General features: G+C 56.9%; 10 protein-coding genes. 5 read left to right on the top strand and 5 right to left on the bottom strand.

Annotated elements, in window-relative coordinates; all coding sequences use genetic code 11:
* Positions 1–179 precede the first annotated feature (179 nt).
* Entirely contained in the window at positions 180–638 is a 459-nt protein-coding gene (locus tag N5D30_RS01265; protein WP_279907312.1) for a hypothetical protein, read from the top strand.
* The gene (locus N5D30_RS01260; RefSeq protein ID WP_279907311.1) at positions 638–11,614 is read left to right on the top strand and encodes a calcium-binding protein; all 10,977 of its coding nucleotides are present in this window, start codon (positions 638–640) and stop codon (positions 11,612–11,614) included. Before N5D30_RS01265 ends, N5D30_RS01260 begins: the two co-directional genes overlap by 1 nt.
* A gap of 73 nt (positions 11,615–11,687) precedes the next feature.
* Here N5D30_RS01260 and N5D30_RS01255 read toward each other — a convergent pair whose 3' ends face one another.
* The 4 genes from N5D30_RS01255 to N5D30_RS01240 all read right to left on the bottom strand — a co-directional run bounded on the left by N5D30_RS01255 (position 11,688) and on the right by N5D30_RS01240 (position 14,929).
* Positions 11,688–12,455: a class III extradiol ring-cleavage dioxygenase gene (locus N5D30_RS01255; protein WP_279907310.1), complete on the bottom strand. Its 768-nt coding sequence runs from the start codon at positions 12,453–12,455 to the stop codon at positions 11,688–11,690.
* A 93-nt stretch (positions 12,456–12,548) separates the two neighbouring features.
* Positions 12,549–12,953, bottom strand: coding sequence for a transcriptional regulator (locus N5D30_RS01250; protein WP_220814421.1), 405 nt, complete (start codon positions 12,951–12,953; stop codon positions 12,549–12,551).
* A 559-nt stretch (positions 12,954–13,512) separates the two neighbouring features.
* A complete protein-coding gene (gene htpX / locus N5D30_RS01245; protein WP_279907308.1) occupies positions 13,513–14,388 on the bottom strand; it encodes a protease HtpX in 876 nt (291 codons plus the stop codon).
* A gap of 88 nt (positions 14,389–14,476) precedes the next feature.
* Positions 14,477–14,929 (bottom strand): hypothetical protein, encoded by a 453-nt coding sequence (locus N5D30_RS01240; protein WP_279903943.1) that lies wholly within the window; start codon positions 14,927–14,929, stop codon positions 14,477–14,479.
* A 776-nt stretch (positions 14,930–15,705) separates the two neighbouring features.
* On the opposite strand from N5D30_RS01240, the gene N5D30_RS01235 reads away from it, so the two are divergent.
* From N5D30_RS01235 to N5D30_RS01225, 3 genes are read left to right on the top strand one after another with little or no spacing between them, the layout of a single operon-like run.
* The gene (locus N5D30_RS01235) at positions 15,706–15,954 is read left to right on the top strand and encodes a hypothetical protein (protein ID WP_279907351.1); all 249 of its coding nucleotides are present in this window, start codon (positions 15,706–15,708) and stop codon (positions 15,952–15,954) included.
* Positions 15,955–15,962: 8 nt separating this feature from the next.
* Entirely contained in the window at positions 15,963–16,232 is a 270-nt protein-coding gene (locus N5D30_RS01230; protein WP_279907307.1) for a hypothetical protein, read from the top strand.
* Positions 16,233–16,242: 10 nt separating this feature from the next.
* The gene (locus tag N5D30_RS01225; protein WP_279907306.1) at positions 16,243–17,025 is read left to right on the top strand and encodes a toll/interleukin-1 receptor domain-containing protein; all 783 of its coding nucleotides are present in this window, start codon (positions 16,243–16,245) and stop codon (positions 17,023–17,025) included.
* A gap of 1,520 nt (positions 17,026–18,545) precedes the next feature.
* Here N5D30_RS01225 and N5D30_RS01220 read toward each other — a convergent pair.
* Positions 18,546–18,797, bottom strand: a complete 252-nt coding sequence (locus N5D30_RS01220; RefSeq protein ID WP_279907305.1) for a helix-turn-helix transcriptional regulator — start codon at positions 18,795–18,797, stop codon at positions 18,546–18,548.
* Between the last annotated feature and the right edge of the window lie 314 nt (positions 18,798–19,111).

Genomic DNA, 19,111 nt, shown 5'->3' with positions numbered 1-19,111 from the left:
TTGAGTATTTATCTATTTGATTGATCGGTTGTGGGGGCTATGGAATGATAGGGCTAATTTTTTTGGTGGGAGTTGTTTTGTATTTGGCGCTTTCCGTTGGTGTAGTCGTTCTGGTTGGGAAATGGGCGAAGAAGCGTGGGCGGCGAAGGTGGCCTTGGTTTACTGCAGCAGGGTTTTTCATGTATCTGCTGGTCGCTTGGGAACAGATTCCTACATATGTGGTTGGTAGATATTATTGTGCGACTCAGGCAGGTATTACAGTCTACAAAACGCCGGGTCAATGGTTGGCTGAAAATTATGGGTTAGAGAATACGCTGGTGTTGCAGAAAGTTCCTTCGCGTACGTACATTAGCGATGGAGAGTCAGATGTGTTTCTGAATAAAAGATTGGTGTACTCAGTTCGTAGATATCTTATGAGTGCTTTGCCTGTAAATATCACGACTCGAGAAATACATGATTCTTATGATAAGAGTATTTTGGTCAGGGATGTCGCTGTAAGCGCCGGATATGATAAACGTGGCGGAATGGGGGGGCTGGCATTTAAAGTGTGGACTGGTAATTTTTTATGCAGCCCTGGGTATTCTGATTTTCTAAGTGTAATGAAGGACTATGCCGAAATTGGCAGGGAGGCTGATTGATGAACATTTTTGATAAGGCTCAGCTGGCTGAGGCTTCATATGTGCTGTTTGATTATCTCCAGAATGACTATTCAGATGGGGGCGTTGTAGATATTCTTCAAACCGCAGAGCAGGGTGGGGTTTTTACTCCTACCCAGGCCGAAAATTTCGTCAATGTCTGGAGAGTCATAAGTCATACCAAGAACACCAACAATGGCTACTCAGCCACACTCTTTCAATTCAAGACGACGGGCGAATATGTATACGCCATTCGCGGAACTGAGCCCAGCGATCCAATAAATGATATTTCCGAAACGGATATCGGCGATATCGTGATAGATGGTCTGGCGCTAGATCAGATCGTTGACATGTACAACGACTGGCAACGTTTGATCACTCCAGAAGGGCAGACCTTCCAAGCCGCCCGTCTAACTGATCTGGAGGCGGAGACTTATGTATTGCGGCTGACGCCACCAGGGCCAGCGAGGATATTGCATGAGCAGATGCTCCTGGCTCAGGGCGATATTGTTATTGATGGCACTGGTGTTTTCGCGACAGTTCGGCGTATCGAATTCGATGACTCGATGGAAATCATGCCGGGTAGCCAGGCCTATGGATTGGGCAAATTGCCTGTTGATCAAACTGTAACGGCGGTGGGGCATAGCTTGGGTGGTCATCTGGCGGCGGGATTTACCCGATTGTTCGGTGACAGCAATGCCGCCGAGGCCGTGACCATCAATGGCGCAGGCTATGCGACTTTTGGAGTAGGGCTGAATGCAGTCAGCAATATCGCCAACCTGTTTGGCATGCTCGGCGGCGCCTCGAACTTCGAGGCTTCGCGTATCCAGAACCTCTACGGCTTGGCAGGTCCCGAGATCGTGACCATGGACTCCTACCTGGGCTTGAAACAGCAGGGTGGACATACGGGAGTCTTTATCGAGTCGTGGGACGATGACACTACCTGGGGGCATGGCAAAGAACAGATGACTGATGCTCTAGCCATCATGGATCTGTTCGTGCGGCTCGATGCGTCGTTGGCGACCAGTGACTTTGCCTTGGTGAGTGCACGCCTCAACCCTATTTTCGAGGCCGCTTCCACCAACAATCTGGCGAGTTTTGAGGCCGTGCTCGATGCGTGGGGAGCCCTGGTTCTACCGGGCTACAGCCCCTTGAATGGCAAGGCGGAGAGCCGCGAGTCGCTGTATTCGCGCATCTATGCTATCCGCGATGCGTTGGATGGGCAGCGAGCCAGTGTGGTCAGCCTAGTGGGTCTTAGTGCCCAGGCTATCGCTGATTTGGCTGCTATGCCGGGTGGCGAGGCATACCGAGTTGCCTTGTTGGCCTTGAGCCCTTTTGCATTGAGTGGGTTGGATTACACAACCCGAGACGGAGTGAGCCTGTACGACCCGGCAACGGACCAGGGTGAGCTAACCACCGAATGGTTGCGTGACCGGGCCGAACTGTTGCACTGGAAGCTGGAGCTGGCCCTGATCGATGGGGTTACCGATGCACAGATTCCTCTGGCCGATGGTGACCGGGGGCTGCTGCTTGAGGACCGGGCCTCGGGACTGCTAATGCATATCCATGAGGTCGGCGACGTTCCCCGCATCATATTTGGTGGAGCGGACGCCGATCTTATCTCAGCTCCCCAGACCTCATTAGCCGGTCACCGTTTCTACGGTGGCGCTGGTGCCGACAGCCTCAACGGAGGGGCCAGCAGTGACTACTTCGAGGGTGGCAGCGGCAACGACCATTTTGACGGTGGCGAGGGCAACGACACTCTGATCGGCGGTGGCGACAATGACCGCTATGAGTTCGCAACCGGAGATGGCTCTGACATTCTCATCGACAGCGATGGCCTTGGCAGTCTGTGGATCGATGAGACGCACTACCGCAAGGGCAAGAAGATTGCGCAGGGCGCTGATACCTGGATCAGTGAGGACAACAACGTTCGCTTCCTGCGCTCCGGCTCCGATCTTCTGGTGCTGTACGGCCAGGGCGACAGCATCCTGATCCGCAACTATGTCGAGGGTGCGCTGGGGCTGACGCTTGAGGGCTATGCTCCGCCTGAACCGGTGTCGGCCACGTCTGTGATTACTGGCACCGCAGACCCCGATAGCTTGGATGGCACCACAGGGGATGATCGCATCCTGGGGCTCGATGGTAATGATCGAATCCACTACTACGTCGGCGATGTCGCTGAGGGCCACGATACGCTTATTGGCGGTGCGGGCAGCGATGTGATTTTTGGCGGACCCGGTAATGATGCCATCTATGCATTTACCGAGCTTTCACAAGGGCCGGCCAATCCCTTGCCGGAGCGGGGCGGCATTACCGGCGATTGGCTGGATTGTGGAAGCGGTGCTGACTTGATCGTCGGCTCGGGTGGTATGGACGGGATTTTCGGTGGTCCTGGCGCGGACACCATTTCCGCCGGCGACGGCGACGATTTCATTTACAGCGATGACGTCAGTTATGCGCTGGATCCCTACATGCAAGTCTCGTTTGGCGCAGGCGCGGTGGGGCCTGACATCCACCGCTACGTAGTAACGTGGTCAGGTACGAGCACTCCGCTGACTGATGAAAATGCCGACGACGTGATCATGGCCGGTGAAGGAAATGATCTCGTATACAGCAATAGGGGTAATGACTACGTCGAAGGTAACGCCGGCGATGATTACCTGATGGGTGATACGGGTAACGATTCCCTGATAGGTGGTGAGGACAATGACACCTTGGTAGGGGACGGCTATGACATCTCGGGGGAAATATACGAGCTGAAAAAAGTGCCGGGGGCCGAGCATGGCAATGACCTGCTGATTGGCGGTCAGGGCAACGACCTGTTGTATGGCAATGGCGGTCATGACCGACTCTTGGGGGGCGAGGGGCAGGACACCCTGTTTGGCGATGATCGCTCGACACCACGGGAGTATCACGGTAACGACGATCTCGATGGTGGCGCGCAAGACGACCTGTTGTACGGCCTGGGTGGGAGCGACACGCTGCAGGGCGGTGGGGGTAACGACAAGCTTTACGGCGACAGCGATGGCAGCGCGGCAGTGCCGACGACGCACGGTGCCGATTACCTTGATGGCGGCGAGGGCGACGACAGCTTGCAAGGTGATGGCGGCGATGACGTGCTGTTGGGCGGCGATGGTAACGACCGCCTCGATGGTGATGACAACGTGGGGTCGGATGGCATATCGCAAGTGACCGGCAATGACACCTTGCTGGGTGGCGCGGGTGATGACCAGTTGTTGGGTGGCAACGGCAATGACTACCTGGATGGCGGTGCTGGTGCGGACTCTCTCTGGGGCGGGCTTGATAACGACACCTTGCTGGGCGGTGACGGGGATGATCATCTTGAGGGGCGAGAGGGCGATGATTTCCTCAACGGCGGCTTGGGAGATGATGTGCTGCTCGGGGGCGCGGGTGCGGACACCTTGCAAGGTGGCGGTGGTCGCGATGTGCTGCTCGGTGGTGCTGGCGATGACCTTTACCTGCTGAAGCTGAGCGATATGGAGGTGTCGGAGGGGCTGATGGGCCGCATCGACGACTCCGACGGCCACTCGCGTGTACACCTGTTCGATATCTCGCGGGCAAACCTGAGCCTGCGGGATGGCGGCGGCGGTCATCTTGTCTTGCAGGTCGATGATGAACACCAAATGCAGGTGGATAGGGGGTTGAGTGGCGCCTCACTGGAGTTTCAATTCAGTGATGCTCGAGTGAGCCTGGATCGTCTGCTAGGTGAGGCGCTGCTGTCGCGCGTGGCGCGCACAGATACCACGGGTACCGGCGCCGTGTACGGTGGCGCAGCGGACGATGCCTTGACTGTCACGGGGGCTGGCGGTGGCGCGACGATCTCTGGCGGACGGGGCAATGACAGCCTGACTTTGCTGGCGGTTGGAGGCGGAACCCTGCTGTTTTCCGCGGGTGATGGGCGCGATACGTTGATAGGTGAAAGTGCTACCGGTCCGCGCCGCACTGGCGAGAATACCCTGCGACTGGGCGAGGGTATTGCCTTTGACGATCTGCGGTTGACCAAAACCGGCACCGTTTCCTATGTCTTGTCGATTGGCTCCGAGGGCGATGCCATCCTTTTCAACGCCCTGGGGGCCTCTAAGCTGCCTCGTCCCTTTGATCGGGTGGTATTCAACGACGGCACGGAGGTGAGTTGGCAGCAGGTATTGGATAGCGGTATTCATTTTGACGTGAACACCGGGCACATAACTGGGACGGAGACCCATGATCTGATTACCGGCAGTGAGGTAGCCCGTACAATCGAGGCTTTGGAGGGCAATGATCGGATCGAGTCGGGCGTCGGGAGTGAAATCCTGTTGGGCGGTCGAGGTAACGATACTTACATACTCAACGCCGGTTTTGGTCACGACGAAATTTCTAATAAAGGCGCCTTGGCTGATGAGGCGGATCGCATCATTTTTGGTGAGGGGTTGTCCCATGCCGATGCGCGCTTTATCCGGCACGGAAATGATCTGCTGGTGTGGTTCGGCGAGATGGATCGTCTGAGGGTCACCGGTTTCTTCAGCAACGAAGGAATAGAAACCCTTGAGTTTGCCGACGGGCAGGTGTTTGACCGTCTGCATCTGCCGCCTTATGAGGGTGTGCAGGCGTTGGCCACTGAAGAGACTGACACCTTTGGTCTCGGCCCTGGCGACGATTACTTCGATGCGCTGGGTGGCGACGACTTTATTGCTGGTGAAGACGGTAATGATCGACTGATAGGTGGTGCTGGCAACGATTACCTGGAAGGAAATGCTGGTGACGACTGGTTGGTCGGCGGTCACGGTCAGGACCATCTAAATGGCGGAGCAGGGGTCGACACTTACGAGATATCTCTTACGAGTTTGGGCTACTCACACACCCGGATTGTTGACCTCGACAGTGGCAACCAACTGATTATGGGTGGTGGCCTGCGGGCGCAGGATGTGCGTGTTATTCGAGACCAGCAAACCTCAACACTTCAACTGTGGTTCCTGCATGGCGTCAATGGCGAGTACAGCGTGGTGCGCTTGCAGGACCAACTGCGGGGGCAGGGGGTGTCTGGGCCCATTGCCCAGGTACGGTTCGAGGCCGAACCAGATGTGATTTGGTCAGCGGCGGATCTATTGCGTATGGCCCTCACCGGTGGGCCAGACGATGAGGGGATTTTCGGCTTGGCCGATGTTGCGAATACGTTGCTCGGTGGAGGCGGCAATGATCGCCTAATAGGTGGGGCGCTGGATGATCATCTGGATGGCGAGGCTGGAAATGACTGGTTATTGGGTGGTGCAGGCAACGACCGCTACACCTATGGTCTGGGTGCCGGTAATGATCGCGTGACAGATCTGGAGGGGCTGAACCGGGTGGAACTGGCTCAGGGGCTCACCCCGGACGATATCGAACTGGTTCGAACCGCTGCTCCAATGAACGGCGTCACGGTGGAGCACGATTCCCTGGTTCTGGTGCTGCGAGACTCGGGTGAGTCTCTGGTGCTGGAGCACTTTTTCAAGCCGGGTGATGCACAGACTGCCGTTCATTTTTATGACGGTACGGTTTGGAGCCATGCCGAACTGGGTTTGCGTGCAGGCAACAGTGTGACCGGGCCGGCCGATACGCAAACCGGTGGTGCTGGAGATGACGAGTTCCAGGTCGACAATCCTCTCGACCAAGTGGTCGAGCTGGAAAATGGCGGCACTGACAATATCATCAGTTCCGTCAGCTACCAGTTACCGGCCAATGTAGAAAATCTGCAGCTCACCGGTATTCTGTCAATCGACGCTACCGGCAATAACGCTAACAACGTGCTGCGTGGCAACGCGGGGGATAACCGCCTTGATGGTAGGCAAGGAAGTGATACCTATATAGGCGGTGCTGGCAACGATACCTACATCATTCGCGATATCGGTCAGTACCCGAGCTTGCCAATATACAGCCTGATGGCTGGCCTTTCCTTCTCAATAGAGGAGCGGGTCGGCGAGGGTGTCGACAGCATCGAAACCAATGCCTTTGTCATGCACATGCCCGATCAGGTTGAGAACTTACGGGTAACCTCGCTGATTGACGTGCAGCGTATCGAATACCGCGGTTTCGCGGACGACGCTCGCTTTCGGTACACCGGCAATGCCTCGAACAATCGCATCGACCTGTCGAGCCCGGATTTTCAATTGTTCAGCATCCTTCGTTCAGTCAGGATCGATGGCGGCGCCGGTGCCGACACCATGCTTGGCAGCAACATCGAGGATACCTACGTCGTAGACGATGCGGGCGATGTCATTATTGAGCAAGGTAACTCCATCGACACGGTTGAATCCCGGGTGTCTTGGCAGTTGGGTGAGAAGCTGGAAAACCTGCTGCTTACCGGTGATAGCGCCACCGAAGGTCTGGGAAATGAACTGGACAATGTCCTGAACGGCGCCGAAAACGGCGCGGCCAATCGGTTGAGCGGTTTTACCGGCGACGACACGTATCTCATTGGCTTGAACGACACGGTGATTGAAGCGGCTGGTGAGGGCACGGATACGCTGCATCTGAACGAACGAGCGGGCAATACCTCAACTGTTTTTCACGCTCAGCAGTGGGCGAATATTGAAGTCATCAAGGTCGGCGACAAGCTCGGCTCGGTTGATCTGATTGGCGACGACCGCGATAACAGCTTGTACGGCAACTACTTGAGCAATCTGCTCGATGGCGGTGCGGGCAATGACATCCTTTATGGCGCCAGCCTGCGGTACAACAGCCTGTACAAACAGTTCGATTACCCGACTACTGCATTAGATCGGTTCTCCGGCGGAGATGGGGACGACCGTATCTACGCCTTTGGCGGCTATGCTGAGATTGAAGGCGGGGCCGGGGCGGATCTGATTGAGCTGGATGGTGTGATATCCGCGCAGGTTGAGAGCGGTACGGGTAATGACCTGATCCGCTTAACCGGACGACCTTCGTCTGTGGCCCTTGGCTTTGGTATAGGCAGTGGCCAGGACACCGTGGTGTCCGATCACATCCGGACAGCCGCAGCCTGGGAGCAGGACAAGAACATCCTGTCCAGCGTTGTGGTCGCTGCCGACACCCAGGCGAGCCGTTTGCGTTTCACTCGCGAGGGGGCCGATATGCTGGTCAGCCTGCAGGGCAGTACGGACAGCTTGAGAATTACCGCGTTTTATGAAAGTGGGAGCAGCGCGTTGATCCAATCGCCGATCGACTCGATCAGACTGGCGAGCGGTACGCTACTGAATCGTGATGCGTTAGCGGCAGGTTTGGGGCGGGTCGAGTTTAGCGCCGCGACGGCAGCAGATGATTTGCTGATTGCGGATGAGGCAGGTGCTGTGCTCTACGCAGGGGATGGCAATGACTACCTGTTCGGCCAGGCGGGCGAAGACCATTTGTACGGGGAAGCGGGTAACGACCAGCTATCCGGCGGCGGCGGAGCGGATCTGCTCAGTGGCGGAGCTGGTGATGATCTTCTGATGGGCGGTGCGGGCGCTGACCTTTATACCCTGTCCGCGGGTTGGGGCCAGGATGTGATCGACGACAGTCAGTTCCGCGCGGGCCCAACGTTCTTTAGCGACGACGGTGCCGTTGACAGGATTCTGTTTGACGCTTCGGTAAACGCCGATGCGCTACAGCTCGAGATCGATGGAGATGACCTCGTGCTGCGTCACCAGTCGGACAGCCTGCGGGTGGTCAATTACTTCAGTGGTGGTGAGCACAACGGGCAAGTTGAGGAAATCTGCTTTGCGGATGGAACGCTCTGGACGCGTGAGCAGGTGGTGCGGATGGCAAACTCCATCATAGGCACCGCCGGCAACGATGTGCTCACGGGGCTGGGTAGTGAGAGCCTGGTGTTTGGCCTGGCCGGGGACGACACCCTGGAAGGGTTTGGGACCCTCGACGGCGGCAACGGTAATGACCGTATCGACGGAAGCGGTGTGTTGCACGGCGGAGACGGTCAGGACCATCTGACTGGTCAAGGCGCAGATCGCCTCGAGGGCGGCGCGGGTGATGACTTGCTCATCGCCTACGACCACGTCTGGGAGCCCCGCTCCAGCACTCTCGAAGGTGGCCAGGGCAACGATACCCTGTATGGCTCGTTCGGTGAGGACAGCTATGTCTTCAACCTGGGCGATGGTCGCGATCTGCTGATCGAGCGACGCCCGGATCAGGCCTACAGCAATGTCGAGGCGAGTATCGACTATCTGTATTTCGGTGACGGTATTGTCGCCAGTGATCTGGTGTTCAGTCGTCAGGGGCAGGACCTGCTGATAGAGCATGCGAATGGCGAGGATGCCATTACGGTACAGAACTGGTTCCGCGGGCCGACTGCGCACTTCAAGTTGGACGTGTTCAGCTTTGCCGATGGCAGTGAGCTGGGCCTGGACGAGATCGATGCTCGTGTTGTCTACAAAGGGACTTCTGCGGCAGACAGTCTGGTGGGCACCGATGAAAACGACACCTTTTTCGGTGGTGCGGGCAACGACCAGATTTGGGGGCGTGCTGGTGACGACCTGATTCACGGCGAAGCCGGCAACGATTACCTCGAAGGTGAGTTCGGCAGCGACGAGATATACGGTGGGCTGGGCAATGACCAGCTCAGGGGAGGGGCGGGTACCGACTTGCTGGCCGGTGGGGCGGGTGATGACACATACGTCTACGGGCTGGGTGACGGTGCAGATGAGATTCAAGTCGGTGGCGGTCAGGACGGCTTGTTTTTTAACGGTGGTATCACCGTAGAGCGTTTGAGTTTCTCTCGTGAGCAGGATGACCTGCTGATCCGAGTTGACCAAGATGATGCCCAGTCTGTGCGAGTCGTGGGGCATTTCCTCGGTGGCGACAATGCCCTCAGCTTCGTACAGCCCGAGGGCGGGTCGATGCTCACCGCAGCACGTATCGCCCAGATCATCAGCGGTGAAGTACCTCCAGGAGGTGGCGGCAATACCGTGACTGGGACGGCATCCCACGACCAACTCTCGGGTACTGCTGGCACAGATGTGCTGCGCGGCCTAGCTGGCAACGACACCCTGTTCGGCATGGGGGGGGACGACCAGATCGAAGGTGGTGATGGCGACGACTACCTGTCAGGCGGCAATGGCCAGCTCGGCGGTTCAGGCAACGATCTGCTCAACGGTGGTGCCGGCAACGATATTCTGGCCGGTGAGGATGGCAATGACACTCTGATCGGTGGCGCTGGCGACGATGACTACTACTACCGAGCGAATGGTGGTGTGGATGTGATCGACAACAGCGGCGGTGGCTTCGATGGCGTGTTTTTCCTCGATGTGCCGCGGAGCCGCCTGAGCTTCCATCGAGATGGTGATGACTTGGTAGTCCTGGTCGACGGTGACCTTGGTCAGCAAGTACGTATCACCAATCACTTCCTGGGTGGAGACCGCTCGATCGACTACGTGCAGCCGGATGGAGGCAATTACCTGACCACCGCACAGATTGTTGCCCAACTCACGGCACTGCCCGAGGGTGGTGGCGGGGAGGAGCCGGGCGAGCCTGGGGAGCCAGGCAATCCGGGTGGGCCGGGAGAGCCGCCTGTCGCGGGCGTGGGTGGCGATGATCAGCTGGTCGGTACTGCCGGTAACGACATCCTGCTCGGTGGTGCCGGCGATGACACCTTGAGCGGTGTGGCAGGCAACGACACCCTGCTTGGTGGGGGCGGCGACGATACCTACATCTACACCGCCGGCCAGGACGTGATCGAGGAAGTCGGTGGTGCCGACAGTCTCGTGTTCGCGGGTGGCATCACCTTCAACCAAGTGGCTTCGGGCCTGATGAAGTCCGGCAACGACTTGGTGCTGCGGGTCAACGGCAGTACGGCCAATCAGATCACGCTGAAGACCTTCTTCCTCGGTGGCGACAACCTGGTGGAAACCATCGCTTTCGAAACTGGCGGTCAGCTCACTGCAGCGCAGATCTTCGGGGCTTTTGGCCTGCCTGTGCCAACCCCGGCCGCTGCCTTCGATGACATCACCCAGGGTTCGATTGGCGATGATGGACTCGATGGCACCACCGGAAACGACCTGCTACAGGGAGGCAACGGTGATGACGAGCTGTTTGGCGATGCCGGAGCGGATCGCCTGGAGGGCGGTAACGGCAACGACGTCCTGGCGGGTGGTGCGGGCAACGATACGCTCTTGGGTGGCCGTGGCGACGATACCTATGTCTTCGCCGCCGGTGGCGGCCAGGATGTGATCGATAACAGCGGTGGTGGAGCCGATACCCTTCGTTTCGAAGGTATCAGCTTCAACCAGGTTGCCAGCGGTCTGATGAAAAGCGGCAACGACCTGGTGCTCAACGTCAGCGGCGGCAGCGACAAGGTGACGATCCGCAATTGGTTCCTGGGTGGCGATTATGTGGTGGATACCATCGCTTTCGCCTCGGGCGGGCAGATCACGGCCGATCAGTTGTTCGGTGCCTTTGGGCTGAGTAACCCCGATCCGCTCGGTTCGCCGACCTATCGGCACCTGCCCGATGAGCGTTCCTTCGGAACTGTGCTTGCTGGTCAGGCGGGCAACCAGATCATCCTCGGCTCGTCTGATGATGACCTGATCGACGGTGGCGTCGGCAACGACACCCTGCGAGGCAATACCGGCAACGACTACCTGATTGGTGGGGCCGGGAGCGACACCTATGTGTTCGCTGCAGGTGATGGCCAGGATGTGCTCAACAATCTGTCCAACACACCGGATGTCGATAGCGATGTGCTGAGCATTGCTGGTATCGGACGCGAAAACCTGTGGTTGTCGCGCCAGGGAGACGACCTGGTGATCGATGTGACGGGGTCGGAGGACCGTATCACCATCCAGGATTGGTATGCCGACCCGGCTCAGCAGCTGGATGTGATCCAGGCCGGTAGCGCTTCGCTGTATGCCAATCAGGTCGACAATCTGGTCAATGCCATGGCCGCCTTCGGCGCGCCAGCGGGTGGTGAGATCAATCTGACCTCGGTTCAGAGAGACCAGGTGAACACGGTGATCGCGGCTAACTGGCAGTAGCCGTGAGAATTTGCTCTTGGCCTGGACAAGGCCAAGGGCAAACTCCCGATGGTGTTAGTGACTGTGCTTCTCCTCAGTAGAAACCATAGATATCCATGCCCAGCGCGCCGAGGGTGAAGCCGCTGTGCTCGACGCGGAATTCGCCGCCGGTTCCCTGCGCGAAATACAGCGGCAGCAGGTGCTCGTCGCTGGGGTGGCTGCGCACCGCATGGGGCGCTTGGTGGCGGTAGTCGAGCAGGGCGGTGCGGTCGCCGGCGCGCAGTTTGTCCACTATCCAGTTGCGGAATTCCAGCGCCCAGGGCTCGACTGTTTCCGGGCCTGCGCGCCAGTCCAGTTCGCGCAGGTTGTGGGTGATGCTGCCAGAGCCGATCAGCAGCACGTCGTGTTCACGCAGGCTGGCGAGCGCCTGGCCGATGCGCATCTGTAGCGCCGGGCCGGCGCGGCTCGGCAGCGACAGTTGCAGCACGGGGATATCGGCCTGCGGATACATCAGCGACAGCGGCACCCAGGCTCCGTGGTCGAGTGGGCGCCCAGGGGTCAGGCGGCTGGGAATGTCGGCGGCGGCCAGCAGATGCTGCACTTCCAGCGCCACCTCGGGGGCGCCCGGGGCCGGGTACTGTACGGCGTACAGCGCCGGGGGAAAGCCACCGAAGTCGTGCCAGGTGGCGGGGTTGGGCGAGCTGCCGATCAGCAGTTCGGTGCTTTCCCAGTGGGCAGAGACCACCAGGATCGCCCGTGGCCTGCCTATCCCGGCGGCCAGGCGGGCCAGGGCGGTGCCGCTGGTGCCCGGCTCCAGGGCGAGCATGGGCGATCCGTGGGAGATGAAGAGGGCGGGCAGCATCGGAATTCCTCCACGAAGGTGATGCTGCCATGGTGGCGAGTCGATCTATCGATATCCAATATAACTTTCAGCTGATATCGATCGATTCTTTCGTCAGGTCTGCTCGGTTTCCAGGTTGGCCTTCGGCGCGATCTCGTCGAACACCTCGGGCGTCAGCGCCGCCTCGCCGGCGCCGTCGAGCACCTCCCGCGGGTGTTCGCTGCCGGGGATGCTGCTGTCGAGCATGCTCAGCAGCTGGGCACCGCGCGGGGTGAGGACGAAGTTCTCGCCGTTGCCGCCTTCTTCCTCGGGGCGCGGGGCGATGAACTGGTTCTCGACCAGCAGCGATTCGTAGCGGGCGGCCTCGGCGCGGAAATGGTCGAGGTCGTCGACCGTCTCGCCGGCGTTCTCCATTTCCGCGGCCAGTTCTTCCGCGTAGCGACGCGGGGCAAAGGATTGGCCGGCCGAGTTCTGTGCCTCGTGCAGCAGTCTTTCGATCAGGTCCCAGTGATAAACCATGGCGATTCTCCGCAGTCGGGGGGCTTATCAGTTCCGACTGGCGACGGCGGGCCAAGGTTCGAGCTTTTTCACAAGCAGGAGACAGGGCAGGGGGCGTAGGAGCGAGCTTGCTCGCAAATGGTCATGCACAAGAGCTTCGCGAGCAAGCTCGCTCCCACGGGAACATGGGCATGAAAAAGGCTATGTCCCCCCCGTTAGATGTTGTAGTGCCCTGAACCCTTCTGGGTCCCCGCCTGCGCGGGGATGACGAGGTGGGAGCGGAGTTTCTTCCGGAACCGTCATTCCCGCGCAGGCGGGAATCCAGGGGCAGGCAGCTGCGGTGTTCAGGTAGAGGGGCTTGGCCGCGCAACGCGTAGGGTGGGGTAGCCGCTTGCCGGCGTAACCCAGCGGTACTGCGGTCGATCGCACTGATGGGTTATGGCCTGTGCCCCACAACCACCCTACCGGCTCCCAGGCAGGCCGCTTCCGCAGGGCAGCTGTAGCGTCTGCAACACGTAACGGGTACATAGCCATGAAAAAAGGCGATCCGTGGATCGCCTTTATTTCGCCAGTCGCCGGTTCAGCCGCGGCGGCGCAGGGCCTCGATGCGGTCTTCCAGCGGCGGGTGGGTCATCAGCAGGCCGGCCAGGCCGTTCTTCAGGCCGCCGTTGATGCCGAAGGCGGTCAGGCTGTCGGGCATGTGCACCGGTACGCCCTGTTCGGCGCGCAGGCGCTCCAGCGCGGCGATCATCGCGCCGGTGCCGGCCAGGCGGGCGCCGGCGTCGTCGGCCTTGAATTCGCGGCGGCGGGAGAACCACATGACGATGATGCTGGCCAGGATGCCCAGCACCAACTCGGCGAAGATGGTCGCGACGATGTAGCCGATGCCATGGCCTTCACCCTCATTCTTCAGCACCACGCGGTCGACGAAGTTGCCGAAGATGCGTGCGAAGAACATCACGAAGGTGTTCACCACGCCCTGGATCATCGCCAGGGTGACCATGTCGCCATTGGCTACGTGGCCGATCTCGTGGGCCAGCACGGCGCGCACCTCGTCGGGCGAGAAGCGCTCCAGCAGGCCCTGGCTGACGGCCACCAGGGCGTCGTTGCGGTTCCAGCCGGTGGCGAAGGCGTTGGATTCGTAGGCGGGGAAGATGCCGACCTCCGGCATCTTGATGCCGGCCTCGCGGGACAGCTCCTCGACGGTCTGCAGCAGCCACTGTTCATGGCGGGTGCGGGGCTGGGTGATGATTTCGGTGCCGGTGCTCATCTTCGCCATCCACTTGGACAGGAACAGCGAGATGAAGGAGCCGACGAAGCCGAAGACGGCACAGAAGGCCAGCAGGCTGCCGTAGTTCTGGCCGGTGAAGCGATCCACCCCGAGCAGTTTCAGGGTGACGCTGGCGATCAGCAGGACCGCCAGGTTGGTGGCCAGGAACAACACGATGCGCATCATGGTGGGAAGCTTCTCCTCAGGCGAGAGACGTTCTAAGTATGCGAGCTATATAAGGTTGGCCCGGTGTGCCTTCAACCGAGGCACTATTTCAAACTATGTCGCTTGCCGGATTCAGAGCGCTTTCGAACAACAGGCGGGTGAGCCGCGCGACCTTCTCGCTGCTGTGCTGGGCGAGCGCCTCGCGCAGCTGCCAGGCGAGGGTGGCGTGGACGCGGCGCACGCCCGGTGGCAGCGCGTCGCCCTGGGGCAGAGCATGGGGAATGGCGCGAGACAGGCGCAGGAAGCCCTTCTCGGTGAGCACCGCCTGGTCCAGCGCGTCGTAGGCGATGGTGCTCTCGAAGCGCAGGAAGCCCTCCTCGGCCAGCCACAGCAGGGCGCCGAGGCAAGCCTGATGGCGCTTGCTGGGCAGGCCGAACTCGTCGGGCTCCTCGCGGCCGATCAGGTCCTCCACGTAGAGCGCGACCTTGCGCGGAAAGGCCTGGTAGAGCAGCAGCAAGCCGCTGGCGGCATCCTTGTAGAACTCGTCGATTTGCAGGTCCAATAAAAATACCTTAAAAAACAATTGGATATGTACTATTTGTTGATCAAGTTCTACGCATAAATTCTATGCAAAGCTCTGTGCATTCAAGCCGAGATGCTGGAAATTACGCTGTAGTTAGTGCAAGGGAGTATGAGCGATCCGCCTCTCAAAACTGACTTAGAACCAGACGCGTGAGGCATATCCTGAGCGCGGTAAGCGCTAGGGGAAGAGGAGCGCTCAGACCAGCCGTACACGCAATGGGCTTTTGGTTAAGCTCCAAAGCCTGTACTTCGCAGGGTAACCAAGCCCGAGTTCTATCTATACAGCAGTGCTGCTAGTACTAGAAATATTTTGTTACAGGCATTTTGTCGGTTATTTGACTGATTTGTGCGAGGGGTTGCGGCGTGCTGGAATTCAGGCACCGCTTGGGTTTTCCGTCAATCTGAGAAATTGCCCACAATACACCCACAAGTTATCCACAGACATTGTAGGTCTTTGTGTCTTGCATAACCGAATTGACCACACTATCTTGGGGTTGTGAGTCGGTACGCTACAACATATAGGGGTGCCGGCTACCTCTGTCCTTTAGGGTAAGGTAGAAAAGATTACGGGCGGGGGCGCTTCCGTCGACCAAAACATGGCGCCTCCACCCGTACCACCTGAAGCCAAACGGCAGTGAAGTCGCCGGCCCCATCGGGGACGCAATTAAGCTCGTGATTGGCGTAGTCGTCAATCGTTGTCAGCTGGATGGCGTCGCTCTGAGGTCGGCATGTGAATTGGTCCCTTGAGGAGCTGAAATCATGTCCAACTCCAAGCAATCTTCCGAATCAGTTGCATCGCTCGCGTCTGAAGTGCTTCGCGACCCTAGCGCTTCTGCCACCCAAAAAAGCCTAGCCGCGTCCGTTCTCTCTCAATCCTCTTCTGCTAAGGAAACCGGAAAAGCGATGGAGACGAAAGCGTCTCAGGTGCTTCAGTCTGATAAGTACAGCGAGACCACTAAGACTCTCGCTGGCTCGGTTCTGTCTCAATCTAATAAGAAACGTTGAGGTGGACCATGGCCATTTACCTCATTACCTACGACCTTAATAACCCTGGACAAAAACATAACCAGGTTCTGACGGCTATTAAGGAGTTTCCCGCTTGGGCGCGGCTCTCAGAGTCTTCTTATGCTGTGGATTCAACATCTACTTCCAAGCAGATATTCGACTATCTCGCGGTTCATATAGACAAGAATGACACCTTGCTGGTCATCACCCTGTCTCTCCCTTATTACGGCCAAGCCTCTAAAGAGGTCATTGATTGGCTGTCTAACGGCCTTAAATAGGGGGTGACCTATGGCTATCAGTCAGGCTGCGTTGCAGCGTCGTATGCGTGAGGCGCAGCGTAAGATACAGCAAGAGCTCAAGCGCGAGGTAAATCGAGTAAATCGTGAGAACAAGCAGCGAGTTGTATCTCTCAATCGTCAAATCGATATGGACAATCGCAAGGTTCAATCTCAGCTCGATGCCTATAACCGTAGGATAGATGCTTACAATCGAAGAGTTGAGTCCGAAGTTAGCTCACACAATCGCCGAGTTGCTCAGCACAATGCCAAGGTCATTGCCGAACTCAATCGCAGTCTGCGGTCGTCTACTAGCGCGTTACAGTACTCCGACTCGGAGCGACGGTTGGCGGATCGGGTACACCAAGCCGTTGCATTCTCCGACCTCAGGGATTACGACTCCTTTTTGAGCTATGCTCGGATTGATGGTTCCTCTGTTGCAGGAGAGCTGAGAGATTGCTTGGAAGCACTTGGTGTTGCTGTATGGTTTGATGAAGTGGCGATTGTTCCCGGGCGTAGCCAGTCCCTCCAGATGGATTCTGGCTTGAGAAAAGCGAGGACTGGTATCGCCTTGCTCACGCCTACGTATCTGACTGGACGATTCTGGACAGAGCGAGAGTTGGGGGCTTTGTTCAGCAAGCCGACTTTGATTCCTGTGTTGCATGGCGTCACGTTTGAGGATGTCAAAAAATACAGTGGGATACTTCCCGATCTTGCAGGGTTTACAACGGAGCACGATTCGGTACCTCAAATTGCTGAGAAAATCGCTGCAGCTGTATTGCCTAGAGGGGAGTAAACCAAGCGGGAGATGTATGCGATATTGGAGCCTGGCTATGCTGGGCTTTTCGTTCGACATGGTAAATGTTCTGGCGGCGCTGAAAGCTGATCTGTACTCAGCGATACAGAATGCAAGCTTCTCTCGACCGAAAAGGATTCGTATGGGCTACCTGAGCCCTAACAGCCCCTGAATTCCTTCGCTACGCCAACGCAATTACCTTGGCACGATTTACGCCTGCCGACGAAACATCCTGAGATGTGACCCTTGCTCGACAATGGCCTAGAGCAGATTTACCGATCAATCTATCCGTTTTCCAGATTTGGGTTTAAGTGGAAGTGGTGAGATCACTCCTGATCTATTTGCATCTGGCCTTTGCCTAGAGCAGACTATTTTTTTGGCGACTATCAACTCGTAAATCAGACAGTGCAAGGCGCGCTATGCTTTGGATATTTGCTCAAAGCCTAAGCGGACAATGCGTAGAGATATGCTCAGTCACGGCTACACAACAATATAAATAAGCTTATCGGCGTGAGAGGCTTACTGAGTTCTTCACTCACGAGTTTGAGGGTGACTATGATCTTTAATAAAATTGTTGATCAGGTGAGGGGTTCTGGGAGAAGCATCTTTCTGGTCTTCAGAGGCTTAGTGATGCAGGAAATTTGAATTCAAGAGGCAGTAGTATTCTATTTCATAGTATGCTGTTGGTTACCAAATTGCCGGTTTTTTGTTGCTGAGCTTATAGGGGCAAATAGTAGATTTAAAGGATTGGCAGTAAAGCGGTATAAAGAAGATTCCATATTTAGATATCTTAGTCAATTTGACTAATCTTCTGTAGGGTCCGTGGTGACCTTGAGTGGATGGAAAGCACTCTCAGAAAACTTTGCCTTGCTCATGAATTTGATTGTCAAACAGTGAGTAAGATTTCCGTATTTGGATCATTACCCAGCGAGGATTGCTACACCTCAGGTAAAAGGAAGCTTACTTTCCTTCGCAGATGAATTTATGGCTTGTGCGATAGAAAGTTGTCTCATTATTTGGAGTGGAAGGGGCATGATTGGGCGTGTAGGGATACAGTTATAAAACCGGATTTATTAATCAGGCGCAGTGATGGTTATTATGATGTTTACGATATTAAAACTGCGGCCTTGGCTACAGGTAAAATTACCAAGGGAGGCAGGAGAAGGCGAAGATTTATGGATTATGTTGGGGGCGTTGCGCAGCTGGCTAACTATGAAGGGTACTTTACCTATCCATTAAATGCATCTCGCGCGAAGGAGAAATATAGTATTAAGGTTGGTTCGCCAAAAATTGGTTTTTAGTAGTTGGCAGCTGGGATAACGCTTTGCTGGATGAGGTGGCACATGCGAGGCGGAGGTGCGAAAGAGTAGAAATAATTGATTATGATACTTTATGTCACTTGTTTATGGGGATAGATTCTGAGGATGACGAGCGGTGGTGTTAAAATTACGGGATGGCTAATCGCATATTAGCGCCAGATTACGGAGGAGACTCTGGTCCGTTTGTGCTATTCAGCCTCTTCAAGTTTCGGCCGTCAATAATTTCTCTACCTCGGCAACGAGTTCGGAGGGGGTGTAGTTGAGTGCTGTTGCCAAACCAAAAACAACACTGATAGTTGGCTGGTACTTCCCTCGTTCCAGAGACGAAATATAATTTCGCTGTACTCCTGCCTTCTCTGCAATGGCCTCTTGGCTATAACCCAATTCCTTTCTTCGTTGTCGCAGTGCCCTTCCAAATACCTCCGCATAATCCACAGCATTCAAATTTTTCAAGCTGCACCCCCGAGTCAAGTGGGGGAACTGTGGAGCGGTGTCTAGCTGGGGTCTGCACCGTATGCTATGCAATTCGTCGTCAGCGTGGCATTATTGTGCTACCTAGGACGACGTGTGGTCGCCTATGGAGGTTGATAAGCAAAGGAAGGATATGAAAGCTGGGTTTCAAAGTATGGTGCTGGCTGGTGCGTTTTTGGTTATCGGTGGGTGCGTAACACCACCAGTAGAGCCGGACATGCTCATCTCACAAGTACATCCAACCCCTATCTGTGCCGGAGAAGATCAGTGTGCGCAGATGTGGGGAAGGGCTGTTA

It is taken from the genome of Pseudomonas sp. GD03875 (assembly GCF_029840585.1).
GTDB classification, from domain to species: Bacteria; Pseudomonadota; Gammaproteobacteria; order Pseudomonadales; family Pseudomonadaceae; genus Aquipseudomonas; species Aquipseudomonas paralcaligenes.
The sequence above is the reverse complement of the archived record's forward strand: the minus strand, read 5'-3'. Positions and strand labels throughout refer to the sequence as shown.